12 protein-coding genes are annotated in these 20,367 nt (G+C 48.9%); all 12 read left to right on the plus strand.

Annotation, left to right across the window (positions count from 1 at the left end):
- Positions 1-580, plus strand: a 580-nt coding sequence (locus VN105_RS05435; protein WP_325638701.1) for an RNA polymerase sigma factor, incomplete at its 5' end; no start/stop codon positions are given.
- Between the two features lie 121 nt (positions 581-701).
- On the plus strand, positions 702-1,892 hold the full coding sequence (locus VN105_RS05440) for a FecR family protein (RefSeq protein ID WP_325638703.1): 1,191 nt from the start codon (positions 702-704) through the stop codon (positions 1,890-1,892).
- Between the two features lie 287 nt (positions 1,893-2,179).
- Positions 2,180-5,719, plus strand: a complete 3,540-nt coding sequence (locus VN105_RS05445; RefSeq protein WP_325638705.1) for a SusC/RagA family TonB-linked outer membrane protein — start codon at positions 2,180-2,182, stop codon at positions 5,717-5,719.
- Between the two features lie 11 nt (positions 5,720-5,730).
- Positions 5,731-7,101, plus strand: coding sequence for a RagB/SusD family nutrient uptake outer membrane protein (locus tag VN105_RS05450; RefSeq protein WP_325638707.1), 1,371 nt, complete (start codon positions 5,731-5,733; stop codon positions 7,099-7,101).
- Positions 7,102-7,116: 15 nt separating this feature from the next.
- Complete coding sequence (locus VN105_RS05455) at positions 7,117-8,055, plus strand: discoidin domain-containing protein (protein WP_325638709.1); 939 nt, start codon at positions 7,117-7,119, stop codon at positions 8,053-8,055.
- Between the two features lie 31 nt (positions 8,056-8,086).
- Positions 8,087-9,220, plus strand: coding sequence for a TlpA disulfide reductase family protein (locus tag VN105_RS05460; protein WP_325638712.1), 1,134 nt, complete (start codon positions 8,087-8,089; stop codon positions 9,218-9,220).
- 220 nt (positions 9,221-9,440) lie between these two features.
- Positions 9,441-10,034: an RNA polymerase sigma factor gene (locus tag VN105_RS05465; protein ID WP_325638714.1), complete on the plus strand. Its 594-nt coding sequence runs from the start codon at positions 9,441-9,443 to the stop codon at positions 10,032-10,034.
- A 76-nt stretch (positions 10,035-10,110) separates the two neighbouring features.
- Positions 10,111-11,295: a FecR family protein gene (locus VN105_RS05470; RefSeq protein WP_325638716.1), complete on the plus strand. Its 1,185-nt coding sequence runs from the start codon at positions 10,111-10,113 to the stop codon at positions 11,293-11,295.
- A 172-nt stretch (positions 11,296-11,467) separates the two neighbouring features.
- Complete coding sequence (locus VN105_RS05475; RefSeq protein ID WP_325638718.1) at positions 11,468-14,803, plus strand: TonB-dependent receptor; 3,336 nt, start codon at positions 11,468-11,470, stop codon at positions 14,801-14,803.
- Between the two features lie 11 nt (positions 14,804-14,814).
- Positions 14,815-16,203, plus strand: coding sequence for a RagB/SusD family nutrient uptake outer membrane protein (locus tag VN105_RS05480; protein WP_325638720.1), 1,389 nt, complete (start codon positions 14,815-14,817; stop codon positions 16,201-16,203).
- Between the two features lie 19 nt (positions 16,204-16,222).
- Positions 16,223-18,382 carry a T9SS type A sorting domain-containing protein gene (locus VN105_RS05485; RefSeq protein ID WP_325638722.1) on the plus strand — a complete coding sequence of 720 codons (2,160 nt, stop codon included), beginning with the start codon at positions 16,223-16,225 and terminating at the stop codon, positions 18,380-18,382.
- Between the two features lie 3 nt (positions 18,383-18,385).
- Positions 18,386-20,367: hypothetical protein (locus VN105_RS05490; protein WP_325638724.1), on the plus strand; the 1,982-nt coding region annotated here is incomplete at its 3' end.

A 20,367-nucleotide genomic window follows, 5' to 3' on the forward strand; every position in this document is an offset into this window, starting at 1 on the left:
TGATAAACATACAGACCGGGCGCTTTTTTCCCGGATAGCCGAAGGAGATGAGCAGGCATTCGAAGAGCTGTTTCATATTTACATGCCACAGCTTTACAGGATTATTTATAACCTGGTACCTGTTGAAGATACTGTTAAAGACCTTACCCAGGAGGTCTTTTTGTATTTGTGGCTGGGGCGGCAAAAATTGCCGGAAGTAGACGAACCGCAGCATTGGATTTCCCGTATTGCCTATAACCGCACTTTTAAGTACCTGAAACAGCAGAAGCTCCGGGCTGTTCAGCTGGGATCAACCGGGGAATTACATTTGCATACCAATGAAACCGAAGATGCGGTTAGTCTTTCAGAAACCACCCGGCTTATCCGGCAGGCCATCAATGAGCTGCCGCAACAACAGCAAAAAATATATCATCTGAACCGCATGTCTGGTAAAAAGCCGGCTGAAATTGCTGTGGAACTGGACATCTCCGTTCAGGCTGTCCGCAATTCACTCACGCGCTCAGGCAAGGTTATCAGGGAGTACCTGGTAGAACATGGCATTGAAATTCCCCTCATTTTGATCCTTTTACACCGCTTTTAAAAAAAAGTTTGTTTTGCTTGTGTATATTTCCTGCCTCCAGGGTACTATAGTCATGTGATATCGCCGGAAAACACTGGCAATCGCGCATTAATGCCACCAACATTAAACTAAATACAAATATTTGGACAGTAAAATTATTGAAAGGGCCAACCAGTTATTGGAACTTATACATTCGGAAGTGGCCGGACCAGGCGACTATGAGGAGTTGATGCAATTGATGGAAGCGCATCCGGAACCCTGGCTGGTAACGCATGTACAGGCATATTTCAACCGGAAGCCATTGAACCTCCCCGGCGATACGCCTTCTTCCCACAGTCCCGCGTGGCAAAAGGTACTGCAAAACGTATTGGATGCCGATAAGCCGCCTGTGAATGAAGCCGTGAACGTACCGGTGCGCCATATACGCGCCTGGTGGCGTGTAGCGGCTGCGGTTGCGCTGCTGTTGGCCGCAGGCGCCTGGTATCTTACCCGTATAAATAATAAAGGGCGTACACCGGCAAACCAATTGGCTGCAAGCCCTATTGAGCCAGGTAAAGATGGCGCCGTTTTAACACTGGCAGACGGTAGTACCGTGGTGCTGGATAGCCTGGGCAACGGGCAGGTGTCCGCACAGGCAGGCGCACGGGTGATGCTGAAAGACGGGCAACTGGCTTATGAGCCAACAGGGAGGGCGACCGGCGCAGTGGCCTGGAATACCATTTCCACCCCCAAGGCAAGACAGTTCAGACTTACCTTGCCGGATGGCACACAGGTTTGGTTGAATGCTGCCACTGTATTACACTATCCGACTGCGTTTACGGGAAATGAAAGAAAAGTGGAACTTACCGGGGAAGCTTATTTTGAAGTGGCGCAAAATGCCAGTCAGCCTTTCCGTGTAATGATAGGAGATACCGCCGCAGTAGAGGTATTGGGCACCAGCTTTAATATTAATTCTTATGCAGATGAACCCGTTGTGAGGACTACCTTACTGGAAGGCAGTGTAAGGATGAAGAAAAAGCAGGAGGCGGTATTGCTGCAACCCGGTCAGCAGGCGGTGATGCAGCATAATATTACTGTCAGTAAAAATGTGGATGTAGCCGGAGTGGTGGCCTGGAAAAGCGGCAAGTTTAATTTCGATGGCGTATCGCTCGAAGAATTTATGCGGCAACTGGCCCGCTGGTATGATATAGAAGTAGAATATAAAGGGAATACACCGAAAATGGTGATCAGGGGTAAACCCGGCCGTGACCTTCAATTACAGGACTTGCTGGATGCGTTGGCCGACTTTGGCATCCGCTATAAACTCGAAGGACGGAAACTAGTAATCATTTAATAAATCAAATTATCGCTGACATGAAAACGTACCGATGAAATTATTGCGGCCTGAAAAAGCCGGAGAGTGCTTGGAACCACTCTGCCGGCTGTCATTGGGCTGATCATCAACAATTATCTCGCTAAAGAATCAACTGTTTTTTAAATCAACCAAACTGTTGCAAAAGTATGAAATTAATCACTTTTTGTAACGGAAGGGCATTCTTTGTCGGGCCCTTCCCGAAATCAACCAAATCTGGGATCGCTGCCTTGTTCAACTGCGATCCGGCAATTAAAAGAAAACTTCTGATGCAGGTTAAATTAATCGCCATCCTGTTAACAGGTTTTATCTGTCACGTATCGGCAAAAACGTTTTCACAAACTGTCACGCTTTCAGGCTCCAACCTGAAACTGGAAAATGTGCTGGCGGCTATTGAAAAGCAAACCGGTTACACTGCGCTTTATAATGAAGCGGATTTCAAAAATGCAGTACCTGTTTCCCTCTCGGTCCGCGACCTGTCGTTAAAGGCATTACTGGACGTGGTTTTTGCAGAACAGCCGCTGGCCTATACCATCAGGCGAACTACCATCTTCATTCGTCATAAACCGGATGAAACCGGGAAAAAAGCAGCGGAGCCGGTTATCTTATCAGGTCCTGTAAAAGGGCGTATCACCGATTCCACCGGCAGGGCACTGCCAGGTGTAAGCATTAAGGCCATGAGAGGCAGCGCTATAATTGCTGCAACGCAAACAGATGGCAGGGGAGAATTTGCCATAGGGATACAGTTACAGAAAGGCGACAGGTTGTATTTTTCTTCTATTGGCTTCGAAAGCCAGCTGATAACGCTGGACGACGCCGGCGCCGCGCTGAACATTGTACTGAAGCATATTGTGAATGCCCTTACCACGGTGGAAGTAGCCACTGTAAACACCGGCTACCAGCGTATCCGGCCGGAACAAAGTACAGGAGCGGTATCGCAGATAAGCACTAAGGAGTACGAATCCAGGGTTAGCAGCAATTTCCTGGATGGATTGGTGAACCGGTTACCGGGACTGATGATCAACAATAATGTAACTTTTAGCAACAATGGCGATGCCCGGCCGTTGTTCAATATCCGCGGTATTTCTACCATGTCGGCCAATGCCAGTCCGTTAATTGTAATAGACGGTTATCCTACTGAGCTGACGCTGGATATGGTGGATCCCAATGAAATCAAATCGGTAACGATATTAAAAGATGCCGCAGCTGCTACGGTGTATGGTGTGAGGGCATCCAACGGGGTGATTGTAATTGAAAGAAAGCAGGCCGCCATCGGTAAGCCCAGGTTCGCTTTCAGGGCAACCGCCGAAATTACACCAAAGGAAAATTACAGCCGTTACCGGTGGGCGGATAATGCTTCTTCCATTGTTACCAACTATCAGAAAGATATCTACTCCAAAAGCGTCAGTGCAGCTACCTGGGGACAGTTGTCAACAGCCACCGGTGGTAATGTACGGCGTCAGAAAGTGTTCTACATCCTGGCACAGCAGGCAGCTGATATGATTACGCCGGACCAGGCGGCAGGGGCCCTCGCCGAAATGGAAAACTATGATAATATTGACGATTACAGCAGGTTATTTCAACGCACCGCAGTAACACAAACCTATAACCTGAATGTTTCCGGCGGCAATAGCAATGCCCTCTATTATATTAAAGCCAATTATACCGGGAACAGGCTCCAGGACATCAACAACTCCAACAACAGGTTTATGCTTTCCGCCCGCAGCACCATAAAACTTGCCCGGCGGCTTTCCCTGGAATTAACTAACGATTACCAGGAACAGTTTGTAAAGCGTGCGCCGTTGCCTGATATTACTTCCATAGCGCCCTATGAGCACTTTCAGGATGTAAATGGAAAGCCTGCTTATATTACGGGTGAAGGTATTTCCCCGTATTACAATGATGTACTGATGTCATCAGGCTTGTACGACCACCTTTACTATCCACTCACAGATGTGAATGGCATCAGTGATAAAACACATACGGTAAATAATCATATTACCGCAAATTTCAATTATGATATAGGCGGCGGCTTTGACCTGGCGTTTGGAGGAATATATGAAACCTCCCGCTCAGACCTGGATTATTTTGCTTCCGATTTAACATCTGTTGCCAGGCAGTATGTGAATGACTACGTAGTAAAGAATGCCGATGGAACACTTAAATATAATATTCCAAGGGGTGGATACCTTCGCCAGCAAACCGCTAATACATCCACTTACACCGCCCGTGCGCAACTGAACTACAACAAGAAGATAAACGGTATACATTCCATTAATGGTATATTGGGAGGGGAGATCAGGAATCTTGTCAATAAAAGCAAACTGGCTTCTTATTTCGGGTATAATGATGAAACCCTGCTGCAGCAACCTGTGGACTATGCCGGTATTACCACCGGGACTATCACAGGCTCTTTTAATTTATCAACACCTTTTCTGGGAGGATTTAACGGCTTGTTTGACCAGCAGTATACGGAAGACAGATTTCTATCAGGTTATGCCAACATCGTTTATTCGTTGAAGAATACTTATTCCCTTACAGGTAGTATCCGTATTGACCAGTCGAATCTTTTTGGCACCAACCCTAAGTATAAGTATAAGCCCCTCTGGTCTGCCGGTGCGGCCTGGAATATCCATAACGAGGATTTTATGCAGGATGTTACCTGGGTAAGACAGCTCAAATTGCGCCTGGCCTATGGCTTTAATGGTAACGTGGCTAAAATGTCGCTGCCACAGGTAATTGCGCAGTCGGTGCTCAATAATTACACGTCTCCCGCCAGCCCGGCGCTTGCCATGCTTTCATACGCCAACAGCAGTTTGCGCTGGGAACAAACGAACAGCTTTAACCTGGGACTGGATTATCATCTCTTCAAAAATATTACCGGCAGCATAGATTACTACAGGAAGAAGAGCACAGACCTGCTGGGAAATGCTTTGATTGATCCAACCATTGGGGTGAGCCCTTCCCTGATTAACCAGGCTTCCATCAACAATAACGGGATAGAAGTGAGTTTGCATGCCGACTGGATAACCAGGAAAAATTTTAACTGGAATACCGGCCTTGTACTGGCCCGTAATACCAGTAAAGTAGTGGAGGTATACCAGCGGGGCGATTTTAACCCGCAAACACTGAATGCATTGGGATTTGTAAAAGGTTATCCCGTAGGCGCACTATTCGCTTACCGCTATGCGGGGCTCGATTCAGCCGGATACGCGCTGGTATCGAATGGAAAGGGAACATTGTATCATACGGATGTTAACAGCCTGGGATCTGCCATCAACGCCCTTATGGCCAGTGATACATCGGGTTTTACCCATTATATAGGGTCTTCTATTCCAACCATCAACGCGGGGTTAAGTAACCGTGTAGATATCGGCAATTTTTACATTTTCTGCATGATCAATTATTATGGCGGATTTAAGGTGAGAGTACCAAGGCCCAATCCAGCGTCGCCACGGCCATTGGAAGGAGCCGGCGATTACTGGAAAAAAAGGGGAGATGAATTTACTACAGATATAATGAGCCTGGCGGGCTTTAACAGCTTCAATTCAAATAACGCTTATAACTACGCGGATAAGTATGTAGTGAATGGAGATTATATCACATTGGCCGATTTAACGGTTTCCTACAGTTTAGATAATACCCGTTTTATTAGAAGAACCGGCTTTACACACTTTGAGGTAAAGGGACAGGCATCCAATATTGTAACCTTTGGTTTGAACAAATATAACTATAGCATGGGCACCGGTAGTTTTCAGAAAACATATGTAACGCCTACCTATACCATCGGGATTTTTACCAACTTCTAAAATGTACGCAAGTGAAATGTTATAAAAATAGTCTGATCCTGCTCCTGTTTTGCTGCGTGGCATTTACGGGATGCGACAAATACCTGGACGTGACCCCAAAGGGAAAACGATTGCTTTCCACTGTGGCCGATTACGACCAATGGATGAATGATGAATCGCTTATTTACGGTATCGGCTACCCTTATGGGGCCGCCAACTTTTTAAGTGATATTGTGGATGCACCTAATATTCCCAATCCGCCAAAAGAAGTGGCTGAAATGATATACACCTGGGCGCCGCAGTTTTCCACGGATATTAACATAGCACCCGCATTCTGGGGAGAGCATTATGCTAAGATCAATCATTTTAATACCGTGCTGCTGGGCATTGATGCAGCTGTTAACGGAACCAACAGCCAGAAAAGAAGTCTTAAGGCAGAAGCTTTGCTGGCGCGGGCTTTGGAATATTTTTACCTGGTAAATGAATACGGGCAACCTTATGATTCGGCCACTGCCGGCAAGGACCTGGCTGTTCCTTTTGTAACTTCCAACGATGTATCGGAGACGGTGCCGGGAAGAAGTACCATTGAGGAAATTTATAAACATATCATTGATGATCTCACTACCGCTATTCCCGACCTGCCTGCTGATAACAGCGGCAACAGGTTCCGCGGATCCATGGCAGGAGGATACAGCCTGTTGGCAAGAGTATATTTTTATGCCCGCAATTATGCAGCCGCGCAGAAATATGCGGGGCTGGCATTGGAGAACAGCAACGCGGTAATGATTGACTATAACGGCGCGCTTCCCGCATCCGACCGGTTAGGCATCCGCCAGGACGTTATTTACGGCAGAATGGTAGTGGGTAACAATACCGTAACGCTGGACTATATGCGTACGTTTGCCGACAACGATCTTCGCGTGCGGAAGCTGTTTCAGAATAAAGATAATTACACTTTCACCGTCCGGGGCGCCACGCTTTTTTTCCCAAACCAGGTAACCCCGGTGTTTACCTACATGAACAGCGGCACGTCTGTCCAGGAAATGAAGCTGATAGTAGCAGAATGCGCCGCACGCAGTAATAACCTGGCACTAGCCCTTCAGCAGCTGGATGAGGTCCGCAAAAACAGGTTTGTATCTGCCAGCTATGAACGGTTTGAATCAACCAACAAAGAGTTGGTATTACAGGAAGTGCTGATGGAAAGGTATCATGAATTGCCTTTCCACGGACTGCGCTGGTTCGATATGCGCCGTTTGGATAAGGAGAACAGGATGGAAGCCGTGAACAGGTACGATGCGCAAGGGAATATTATTGCCACCCTGCTGCCGCACAGCGCGCGCTATACCTTACAGATCCCTGTTCAGGTTATCAGTTTCAACCCCGGAATGCCACAGAATCCATAACAAAAAAACAAAACAATGCGTAAAATATATATCGCCATCATTTGCCCGTTAATACTGCTGCTGGCATCATGCAGCAAGGACGATGCCCCCGCTGCGCTGTCCGATGGCAGCATTTCCTTTCAGCAGGCTGCGGGTAAGGATACCATTGAAATGCCGCTGTCCATATTGCAGGACTCCGTGATGGTAATAAGTATCAAAGCGGCTTTATCCGGCAATACCTCCGGTGGCGATCACTGGGTAAAATTTGCCATTGATACCACGAAAATTACCACATTTCATACCCGTTTTGGAAATGCTACGCTGCTACCGTCAGCTTCGTATCTCTTTTTTAAAACCGATACACGCATTGCCGCAGGCGCCTCGCTTTCCGATGCCGCTGAACTGAACATAGCGCAGCAAACAAGATTAACGGAATACACTACTTACGTGTTGCCCGTTGTTATCAGTTCGGTAGATGGTAACCTGGAGGGGGCCGCCTCCGACCGCGTGCTGTATTTCGTTTTTAAAACCGGTAAACCTTTATTTGTTAACAAAAAAGGATGGACCATTGAAGATTTTTCTTCACAGAATGGTACAAGTGGCCCCGCAACTTTGCTCGACGACAATAACCTCACTACTTATTGGATAAGCAATATTACACAGCAAATGCCGCAGTGGATAACCATCAATTTTAACCGGGAAGTCACTTTCACCGCCCTGAATTATTATTTGCCTCCGCTGTTAAATTACCCTGCTCAGGGAGGGTATCCAACATCCATACAAATAGAAACGAGCATGGATGGCGCCACCTGGCAAAGCAGGGGCATTTTTGAAGGGAACATAGCCAACAACATGCAAACAATCACTACAGGCCCTGCCACCGCCAGGTACCTGCGCTTTACCTCGCTGGCTTCTGTTAAGTATGCCGCTACGTATAACGCGATATTTATCAGCGGCATCTCATTAATTCCATAATAATATCCGTAACAAACGAAAAGCACTATAAATGAAAAAACAATTGATCCTGGCAGCTATGTGCTGTCTTCCATTCAGCTTAATGGCGCAAAAAGGTTTTACGATCCGCGGGAAGATCGGTACACAAAGCGCGCCGGCAAAAGCCTACCTGAACTATACTGCGGATGGTATTAAAGTAACCGATTCGGCTGTTCTTAAGAAAGGGAACTTTACCTTTAAAGGCAAACTTGCAAGCCCGGTTCAGGCAGACCTTATCATAAAACATGACACCATAACAAGAGACAGGTATGCCTATGTGGACAACCTGCAATTTTACATTGACAACGCCGATATCACCGTTACCTCGCCGGATTCGGCCTGGCGCGCGGTAGTGAAAGGATCGGCTACGAACGATGATGAACAAATCCTCCGTGAAATGGTGAGGCCATACAAAAAGAGCGCCGACTCCCTGGTACGGGCCTACAACGCATGGATAAGGCAAGCGAATAAAGACAGTAGTTTCCTTAAGGTAGCCGGTGTAATTATGCGTGGTACCCAGGCGCTTTACGACAGTACCAACCGCGTATTTATGGCAAGCCATCCCAATTCCTATATTTCGCTGAATGCCTTCAAAGAAATTGAGCTTGCCTATAACTATAACCCGGATACCGCTGAAGCCAGGTTCCACCGGCTTTCGGAAAATGTGAGGAACACCACTTTAGGGAAACACCTGGCGGAATATATTGAGATAGGCAAACGGACAAACCTGGGCCAGGTAGCAATGGATTTTGAACAAAACGACACCACCGGAAAGGCGGTTAAGTTGTCTGATTTCCGCGGGCAGTATGTGCTGCTTGATTTCTGGGCATCCTGGTGTAAGCCCTGCCGCGCAGAGAATCCAAACCTGCTGGCCGCATACAACAAGTATAAAGAAAAGAACTTCACCATACTGGGTGTTTCCCTGGATGATAACAACGGCAGAAGGGCCTGGCTCCATGCCGTGAACCAGGACGGTATGCCATGGACACAGGTATCCGAATTAAAAGGCTTCGACAGCAAGGCCGCCGTTTTATACGGCATTACAGCCATTCCTTCCAACTTCCTGATAGATCCGCAGGGAAAAATAGTTGGTAAGAACCTGCGGGGCGGGGAGCTGCAGGCTGCACTGGCAAAATTGCTGCACTAGCTGCTGTTAAGAAAACCACCATTTTATAGCCGGAAGGCGTATGAAGATGCAACGCTTCATGCGCCTTCATTTTTTTATGATAGTGTACGGTTGCGCCCCCGTTTTTTACCTGAGCACCTAAACGGCAGGAATGGGATTTCGCGTTTCTGTATGACTACATGCCTTCTCCAATTTTGCAAATTCCATTCACTTATACTATTTTCATGCATCACTACCCGTTATGATCCACGCTAATGAACAGGAATTGTTGCTCTCCGTTGCAAACGGAGATGAGCGGAGCTTCCAGGTTCTCGTTAAGCAATACTGGCCGCAGGTATATGGTACGGCGCTGCGCCTTACCCGCTCCCCTGAACAGGCTAAGGACCTCTCACAGGATATTTTCATTAAGTTATGGAACAACCGGGAGAAGCTCCCCGGTGTAGAAAGGGTGGGCACATTTATATATGTATGTGCCCGTAATCTTATCATGGATCACCTGGAGAAGAAGGTGCTGCATACAGATAATATTGAATTTCTGGCAGATCATCTCTCCGAAGCCCCTTACAGCGACGCCCAATCCGGCCTGGAATACAAGGAGCTGGAAAAGATCCTGCTGCTGGCCATTGAACATCTCCCGGAAAAAGTAAAGACCGTTTTTGTATTGCACCGTTTCAACGGGTTAAGTCATGTACAGATCTCCCGGAAACTGAATATTTCCGTGGTAAGCTCACAAACCTATATTGTAAGGGCCTTGCGCAGCATCCGGGAGTATTTAAGCCGGCATTCCGAAAGTGTTTTCGCCTTGCTGTTCCTGGCTTCCAACTATTTTTTATGAAATTTTCAATTTTACTGTCTTACCCCCGTTTTATTTTCCGTCCTTATAACGGGAGGTATTAAACCTGCATCAGTATATGTCTGAAGTTACTTTTGAAGAATTATTTAGAAGATATATGAGCGGCGCTTTGAGCGCCGGTGAGATCCGGTTGTTCAGGAGTATGGCCCTGCGGCCGGAAAACAAGGCAAAGCTCTCCCAATTATTGCAGGAAGCCTTTGATGATCCGGAATACGCCGAGCATGCCGATTTTGATGCGGGGGAAATGGCGGAAGAGATCATGATGAAGGCAAAGCAAAGCGAAGTGATACCGGTGCTGCATCCTGCCAGGAAACCCATCGTTGCCCGTTCCTGGTTTAAGTATGCCGCCGCCGCAGCTATTTTCTTATTGCTGCTGGCGGTAAGCTGGGAATGGAATACCCGTAAGAGAAAAAATCCGGTAGCGCCGGTAGCGCAAACAGAACAGGGAACAGCGCGCCCGGTGCTGATCCTGGGAGATGGCACCCGCATAGCGCTCGACAGTGCTGCTAACGGCGCCATCGCCCAACAGGGCTCCGCACAGGTAATTAAGCTGGCCAACGGGCAGTTGGCTTATAAACAATTTTCACAGGAGAACACCGGCCTGGTATATAATACCATGCAAACACCTAACGGCTGCCTGTACCAGCTTATTTTACCGGACGGATCGCATGTGTGGCTCAATGCCGCATCTTCTATCCGTTATCCCGCCGCTTTTCCGGATAATAAAAGAATGGTGGAAGTTTCGGGAGAAGCCTACTTTGATATCGCCAAAGATGATAAGAAGCCATTCATCGTAACCGCCAAGGGCATGGAAGTACAGGTATTGGGTACAGCGTTTAATATCATGGCCTATGCCGATGAAGACGCTGTGAAAACAACGCTGGTACAAGGCGCGGTGAAAGTAAATGCCGGCAGGGTATTACATCCCGGTGAACAGGCAGTACTGGGCGTCTCCGGTGAGCTGGTGATCAATAAACCCGCTATGGAAGAAATACTGGGCTGGAAAAATGGGGAGTTTAATTTTAAAGAAACAAATATCAGCACCATTATGCGGCAGGTATCGCGGTGGTATGATGTGGAAGTAAAGTATGAAGGAGATATGTCCGGCATTGAGCTGTCCGGCATTGTAGCCAGAACAGCCACTATATCACAGTTACTGAAAGCACTTGAACTGACCAAAATCGTACGTTTTAAGATACAGGGAAGAACTATTACCGTGATGCCTTATCATGAGGCCAATTAAATCAACCTTTTAAATGTATTTGTCATGACCTGATCGCTGCACGGACTACTCGTTGTATGCACACCTGCTGAAAAACCAGCCGCTGAGGGCCCTCGGCATGGAGCGTTGTGTGCGTACCCGGTTAGATTTCCACGTTTATGATTGCTAATATTTAAAATCCACGAATTAAAATATGAAATTCCTTGCCACAGGTATTCTCCCGGCTGTAAAGAGATGGCCCGCCAAACCGTTATGGATTGCTATGACCATCCTGCTGCTGCATATAAGCGCCTACGCGCAAAATGTAACTATCTCCGTAAAAAATGTTCCGCTAGAAAAAGTACTGGCGTTGTTAAAGCAACAAACAGGTTATTCTTTTATATGGCGCGATCAACCGCCTGCAGCGCTTAATAAAGTATCACTGGAATGTAAAGACCAGCCGCTGGAACAAGTACTGAAATCTTTCCTGGGCAACCTTTCCCTGCAATATGAAATAACAGATAAGATAGTGGTGATCACCAAAAAAACAACACCGGTTCCGGCAGGGAAGGAGCAGGACCGGGGCATCGTATCCGGCAGGATATCCGATGAAAAAGGATATCCCTTGCCAGGAGTAAGCATCCGCGTAAAAGGAACTACACTGGGCGCTACTACAGACAACCAGGGGAATTTTTCCCTGGCGGTGCCGGAAAGCAATCCTGTGTTAGTGTGCTCCTATGTGGGGTTCGAGCCAAAAGAAGTAAATGTTAACGGGCAGTCTTCCCTTAACATCGTGCTCAAGCTGCAGAGCGCCTCACTGAACGACCTGGTGGTAGTGGGCTATGGCACGCAGCAGAAAAAGAACCTCACTTCTTCTGTAAGTTCCATCAAAGGTAGCGAACTTACAGGTGTGGCGGTAACCAGCCTGGATGCAGCCTTGCAGGGAAAAGCAGCAGGTATCCAGGTAGTGCAGAACTCCGGCGCACCCGGCGATGAAACGTATATCCGTATCCGTGGTAACGGTTCCCTGTTCGGCGAAAACCGCCCCCTGTATGTGATAGACGGCGTGCCTATGAGCAATCTCCCGGCAGCGCAATACGGCGTTTCCGGCGACGGACAAAGAATAGCCACTACCAATAACATTAACCCCAACGATATACAATCAGTGGAGATATTGAAAGATGCCGCTGCTACCGCTATCTATGGCTCCAGGGGCGCTAACGGTGTTATCCTCATCACTACCAAAAGAGGCGCGGAAGGCAAGTCGCGTTTTAATTTCAATATGTATACCGGCGTAGCGGATATCCCCAAGCGTTTGCCCCTGCTGAACGGTGAACAATTCGTGGAGCTGTTTAAAGAATCCCGCGTAAACGCCGGCCTGCCCGTGGATTCTGCGGTAGTGGTTACCGGTCGTAATACCGACTGGCAGGATGCTATTTTCAGGTCAGCCCCGGTATCCAACTATAATTTATCTATCTCCGGCGGAACCGGCAAAACCTCGCATTATGTATCGCTCGGTTATCTTGATCAAACGGGAACCATCGTTGGACTGCAGCATTACAAACGTTTTAACGGGCGCGTAAACTTTGATTTTGCCGCTACAGACAGGCTGAAGATCGGCGTAAACGTAACAGGGGTAAGGTCTACCAATAACCGTATGGATAACAGTTTCTCCGGGCAATCTGTACTGGCGCTGGCGCTGATAGAAAACCCCAACGATCCTGTTTATAATCCCAACGGCACTTACTATACCGATAGAAACCGGCGCTGGACCAACCCCGTGATGATCGCAAATAACCTCCGGTTCCAGTCGATCGTAAACAGCTATATCGGCAATGTCTATGGCGAATACACCATCCTGCCCGGCCTGAAATTCAAAACCAGTTTTGGCTTCGATAACCAGCAGGTAACAGACGACCGTTACCAGTCGAAACTGGTGAACAACGGCTCCGCCGCCAGTGGCTTTGTATCGGTATTCACCCAGTTTTTATGGGTGAATGAGAATACATTGTCCTATACACCCATGCTGAAAGGGAAACATAAGCTAACAGCTTTGTTAGGCCAGAGCGCGCAGGAAGCGAATGTAAGAAGGATCAGCGTTTCCGGTAACACCAATTCAACCGATATCATACAGGCTGTAACCGGCTTTACGGCGCTTTCCGCACCGCTGGATTATCGTTCGCAATGGGGACTGGTATCTTATTTTGGCCGCCTAAGTTACAACTACGACGACCGCTACCTGTTGGAAGGCGTATTACGTACAGATGGTTCTTCCCGTTTTGGTCAGAACAAACGTTATGGTTTCTTCCCCTCCGTGGCTGCAGGCTGGCGTGTTACCAACGAGGCTTTTATGAAACAGCAACGTTTTATTAATGAGCTGAAACTACGTGCCAGCATAGGTGTTACAGGGAACAACGAAGGGCTTGGGAGCGACTTCCCCGCGCTGGCCACTTATTCTACCGGTTATAACTATGGTTCGGAAGCCGGTATTGCCGCTACCTCTTTATCCAATGTAGATCTGAGCTGGGAAGCTACTACCGCCACCAATCTGGGGCTGGACCTGAGTTTCTGGGATAGCAGGATCAGCGTTACGGTAGATGCCTACCGTAAACAGACCAACCGTTTGATCTTTAAACTGGATCTTCCGTACACCTCCGGCTTTGCACGTACCAACGGCGCCAACATCGGGCAGATGGTAAATAAAGGGCTGGAAATAGGCATCAATACTGATAATATCCGCGGTAAATTCACCTGGAGCACCAACTTTAATTTGTATTTCAATCGAAATAAAATTACCAGTCTGCCTGAAACCGTGGCAGGCGACCCTTCCAGCTCCGACTTTACAGAAAGCCTGCCCGGATCATTCGGTACCACGTTGCCCACCAGTATATTTCGTGTAGGCGAGTCCGTGGGTTCCTTCTTTGGCTACCGCAGCAAGGGAGTAGATCCTAAAACAGGGAACATGATGTACGATGATATTAATAACGATGGCAGGATAACCGCTGCCGATCGCGTGATCCTGGGTAATGCGTTGCCGGACTATACCGGAGGTATCACCAATACCTTTGGCTATAAGGGAGTAGACCTGAGCTTTTTCTTATACTGGTCATATGGCAACGAGGTATATAACCAAACGCGCAGCATGCTGGAGCGTATGAGCGGCTATAATAACGGTGATGCACGTACGCTGAACCGCTGGACGCCGGAAAACCCCAACACAGATGTGCCTAAGGCAATATTCAATGACCCTGTTACGCCTAACAGTTTAACCAATGGAGAAGTATCGCATCGCTTCGTGGAAGACGGCTCCTTTATCAGGATGAAGAATATTACGCTGGGTTATACTTTCAAGCCCGATCTGCTGAAGAAGGTAAGGATCAGCAGCGCCAGGCTATACGCCAGCGCGCAAAATCTTTTCCTCATCACCAGCTATTCCGGCCTGGACCCTGAATCGCAGAACCAGTCGGTGAAAAACTCACAGCTTGGGATCGACTGGGCCGTACAGCCGCAGCCACGCACCTTCCTGCTCGGATTAAATGTGAACTTTTAAAAGCAGCCACTATGAAAAAATTACGACTCATATATCTCCTCATGGCATTGGCTTCCTGTACTAAAGTGCTGGACCAGGTACCTGAGTATACTATTGCAGATGAAAATTTCTGGCAAACCGCCAATGATGCGGAAAGTGCCGCAGTAGGCATTTACCCGGCCATACAAAGTATGTCTATGCAGTTCCCGGTGGCTTTCGATGCGGCGTCTGATGCCACCACGGCTCAGCTGATCAATTACAGTCCTTTTACCAATCACGGTATCCCGGTAGATAATCTCCTGATAGCTACCTACTGGCAGAATAATTATACCGGTATAGGCCGCGCTAACGATTTGCTGAAACATGTGCCTGGTATGAAAGACAGCCTGTTTGTAGACGGGAGGAAGCAGCAGTTGCTGGGAGAGGCTTATTTCCTGCGGGCATATTTTTATTTCAACCTGGTAAAAGCTTATGGTCCTGTGCCACTGGTGCTGGAACCTTATACTTCTTTTAATGCAGATTTTACCGTGGCGCGGTCGTCGGCGGACAGTGTTTTCGGACAGATCATTTCTGACCTGAAGCTGGCGGAAACCATGTTGCCGGCTACGTTTGCCGCTGCGTCTTCTACCCGCGGAAGGGCCAGCCAGGGCGCCGCTAAAGCCTTGTTGGCAAAGGCATACCTGAGCGTGAAGAATTATGACTCCGCAGCCGCCAAAGCCCTGGAAGTAATGGAAAGCCCGGTATATACATTGGTAAGCGGCAGCACTGCTTACAGCAATATGTTTTCTACCAGTGGTAAAAACAGCACAGAAGCAATATTTGAAATACAGTACGTCAGTTCCTCTTCGCAGGCCAATGGGCTGTTCAGTTTATACGTACCGGTGAATGGTATTCCGGCAGGTATACAACCCGGCAGTTACCAGATAACGCCAACGGCAAAGATCATTGACGCCTATGAAACCGGCGATATCCGGAAGAATGCGGCTTTGGGACTGTCTGCTTCAGATCCTGCGCTGCCTTATGTAAATAAATATACGCGCTTAACCAGCGGTGCAGAACCTGATATTATTGCGTTGCGGCTGGCAGATATTATCCTCGTAAGAGCGGAAGCGCTGAACAACCTGGGGAAAACAACTGAAGCCACGGAAGCGCTGAACATCATACGCCGCAGGGCCTTTGCGGAACCGTTAACTACGCCGGGTACGCATGATTTTCCTTATGGCGGTGAAACCAATCTTACGATGGCTATAGAAAACGAACGTTTCAAGGAACTGGCGTTTGAAGGTCACCGGTTTTACGACCTGGTACGCACCGGCAGGGCGGAAGCGGTATTAGGCATTACGGCCAACCAAACACTGTGGCCCATTCCCCTGAGGGAAATAGGCCGTAACCCGCGACTGGTGCAAAATAACGGCTACTAACATCTTAAACTTATCAGCGATGAAACATATTATTTCCACGTTATGGCTGGTATTAACAGCCGGTTTCAGCTACGCGCAGTATACCACTACCTGGGTAGGGAATACCTTTTCCGATGTTACGCATTATGTAGGCAACTGCGCCCGTTCCATGTGGGTATCGCCGGAGGGAGTGGTGTACACGGCATCGTTATGGGATGAAAAAGGCCGCAATATCGGCATCTATCAGAACGGGGCTACCATCGGAGGTATGGGCGGTACCAAAGAGTCGCAGGGCAGCGCTATAGGCGGCAATGCCACGTACATCTTTACAGCGCAGCAGGCGCCCAACAGTGGTAAAATAGGCCGCTACAACCGCAGCACCAAACTGCGCGACCTGTTGTTTACCGCCAGCACAGGTACAATAGATGCCATTACCGGCATCGCTGTTTCGGATGGCCGTGTATATGTAAGCGATTCCAGCGGCAACCGCGTGGCAGTATTTACTACAGGCGGCGCGCTCATCAGGCAATGGACCGTTACTTCACCCGGCCCTATTGCTGTAGACAGCTCCGGTGCAGTATGGGTGGTGCAATTGGGCAGTGGCAACATCCGCAGGTTCGACTCTACCGGGGTGGCCGGCACGGTATTGAATGCAGGCGCTACAGCCAGGCTCTCTGCTTTGTACGCCGATAGTGCCCGGGGACAACTACTCGTGGGCGACCAGGGACCGGATATGAACATCAAAATTTATACGAACCTAACGGGAACGCCTGTACTAAACAGCACCTTCGGCGCATTGGGCGGTTATCTCAATGAAACCGGCGGTATCCGCGGCGCTGCGGGGGATAAGCGTTTCACACGGGTAGTAGGTATTGGCCGCGATGCTTCCGGTAAACTATACGTACTGAATAATCCATGGGGAGGTACCTGGGACCTGGGCCGCAACGGCGCTACAGATATTCATTGCTACAGTACCGGTGGTGCGCTGATGTGGACCCTGCAGGCGCTCAACTTTGAAGGCAACGCCGCCGCAGATGCCGGCACTGACGGCGAATTGCTTTACAGCGGCAATATCATTTATTCCTATACCGGTACCGATGGCGGCGCTTATGTGGCCAACACTGTTGACCCTTACCGCTATCCCTGGGATGCACGCATCCAGATGAGCGACCGGGCACGGGGCGAACATTTCGGACACCTCGCCAATGTAGGCGGGCACCGGATCCTGGTAGCCAATAACCAGAATGCAGATATTTTCTATACCTACTATTTCAACCCCGCTACGGATGGTTACATCGCTATTCCCGGCGATACCATTACGAAAGTGAGGAATGGCTTCTGCCTGGATTCTTTAGGAGATATCTGGATCTCACAGGATAAAACAAACGCCATTCAGCATTATCCGCTGACAGGATTTGCCGCTAACGGAAAGCCCATCTGGGGACCGGTGATATCTACACCTACGCCGGCTTCCATTGCGCGGCTGAACCAGTTGCAATACATCCCCGCCAGTGATGTAATGGTGCTGGCCGGCGGAAGCACCGACTGGACGCTGATCGGTAACCGTATAGAAGTATACCACGGATGGGTGGCCGGAAATCGTACCCCCGATACCGTTATTACGCTCAGCAGGGCCCAGGCAAAGTCGATGTCTGCCGCAGGCAATTATCTCTTTGTCGGTTATTATGCCATTCCGGATATTGATGTGTTTGACCTTACCACCGGCGCTTTGGTGCTGACGATGAACAGCAGCAATCCTAACGTGTATGTAGGCAACGATGTGGATTCTCAATATGGTATCAAAGCCTATCACCGGTCCACCGGGGAGTACATGATCACTAAAGACGACTACAATGCCAACAAGGTAGTATTATACCTCTGGACACCGCCTGCGGCTGCAGATTCCAGCGGCGGCAGCAGCTTTACCGCCGGGAAACTGATACCGGCTACACGGGGATTAAGCGTATATCCGAACCCGGTAGTGAATACTTTAAACATCAATATCAAACTAACAAAACCCACGGCGTGTATGATCAGCATTTATGATCTCTCAGGGAAAATAGTGAAAACAACCGCTGCAAAAAGCAACGGTCCCTGGAACATAGATGTGGGCAGCCTGCCGCAAAGCGCCTATATACTGGTGATCACAGATGCAGGCAATGGGAAGATGATAGGCCAGCGTAAGTTTATAAAGCAATAACAGATGAAATATTTATGGATAGCAGCGCTGATGATGATCAGTGCAGGGAGTGGCATGGCCCAGATGAAAGCGCCGGAAGACTGGGTGAACTATGAAACGGTAATGGGCGTACGAAATAACCAGCGGCATTATGATTATAATGTAGTGCTGGCAAGTGCATCCAATCCTGCCAACGTGTTGTGGCCCGGCGAGCAGCCTTCCTACACCATACAGGTGGTGAACCGGCTGAAAATTCCAATGGTGGCGGAAGGAAAAATAGAACTGATCAGCTATGGCACCAAAGGACGTGCGGGCGATATATGGTTGCCGGAGATGGTAAAGTTTGCCACCATCAGCACTACGCCGGTGAAGGTGAATATCTCCCCGGAAGGATATGTCAACATCGATCATCTTCCCATCATACCCCCGCGCTTTGGCGGTTATGCGCTGGTAATGGACCTCGGTAAATATGGCCGCCGTTTTATTACCAGCCTGGTGCGCACCTTTGCTGCCGATCCGCAGCGGATCCAGTATCCCAAACAATCATTGGATGATATGGGCGCCGATTTCCTGCAAAAGGTAGGGGTGCAGGCCATCCGCATGGGAGTGGATTATACACCTGCTAACGCCAAAGACTATACGGTAAAAATGAAAGAACTTGACCGTAAATTAAAAGCGTATAAGGAGAAGAATATTACCGTGTTGCTGATGTTTGGTGCGGGATCAGCGCCCCAGCCTTTCAACAGGTTCCGTTCTTTTCTTGACTCCGCCGGCGTGATGAAGAAAACCAAGCAGGATATGGTGTGGATGCCTTCGTCGGATAATGATTTCCGGGAATTTGTACACCGCCTGTGTGTGGAGTACGGCTGGCCCAAAGGCCCCGTAACAGCGGTTTCCCTGTGGAATGAGCCCTGGGAAGGACTCTCTATTTCCGGGTGGCAATCGGATATTCCGCGTTACCGCGAAATATATACCGTAATGGCGCAGGCCGTGCTGGATGCCCGTAAAAAAGGAGCGGATGTGCTGGTAGGCGGTGGTGATTCCAATTCCAATGCCTGGGATAAACTTTTTGCAGATGGAAAAATGACATTCCTGCCCATCTTCGATTTTTGTTCCATCCACTACCAGGGCATGGAGTCGCCTGCTATTTATCCCGAATGGGTGAACCGCAAATCGCCTCATGGCCGTGTGAAGATCTGGGACACCGAAAGCTGGGTAGGTAACACCGATGATCGTATAGGCCTTACCGTAGCCACCAACCGTTCTGCCGGGTACGACCGCTCCATGGGCATTTACGCCGGGTACATGTACACCGGCGGCAGGGGCAGTGAACATTTTACCCGTAAAATAAATACGCCTTCCGGTGTGAAAGAGATCACCCGTATCCCTGATACCTGGTCGCAGGCCGCAGCGCTGGGTGCAGTGCAGCATTTAATAGGAGAGCGGGATTTTAAGCAGTTACTGTTCCCTAAAGGATTACCCTGGGTAATGGTGTTCGATGGCCTGAAGAAGAATGCCGACGACGGCACGGTAGTGGTATGCGGCGACATAGGTGAGGCATTTGGTCCGGAAAATGTGCTATTCCGCGAAGTGCGGGGACTGGCACAAACAGCCGCCGCTGAAAAGTTGCGGGCAGCCGGCAAGCCGGCGCCTTATGAGCCATTGTCGGGCGGTAAGATGATCCTGCCGGCCGATTTTCAATTGTTCGATTTTTACGGCAATCCGGTATTACCGGTAGCCGGTAAATTGGAAATACCGCTGAACAGCCAGGGATATTATCTCCGTACCAATGGCGCTAAAGGTTCCTTTGCCGCCATGCTGGCTGCATTGAAATCCGCACGCATAGAAGGGTATGAACCGGTAGAGATCATCCCGGAAGATATGACCGCCCGTATTGAACAGCAACCGATAATGCCGCTGCAGCTGACGAATATTCTGAACCGGCCGGTACAGGGGCGTTTGCAGGTGAGCCTGGGCAACCTCCGTGTTGAAGCGCCGGCCACCGT

It is taken from the genome of Chitinophaga sp., assembly GCF_035564935.1.
Lineage (GTDB): Bacteria > Bacteroidota > Bacteroidia > Chitinophagales > Chitinophagaceae > Chitinophaga.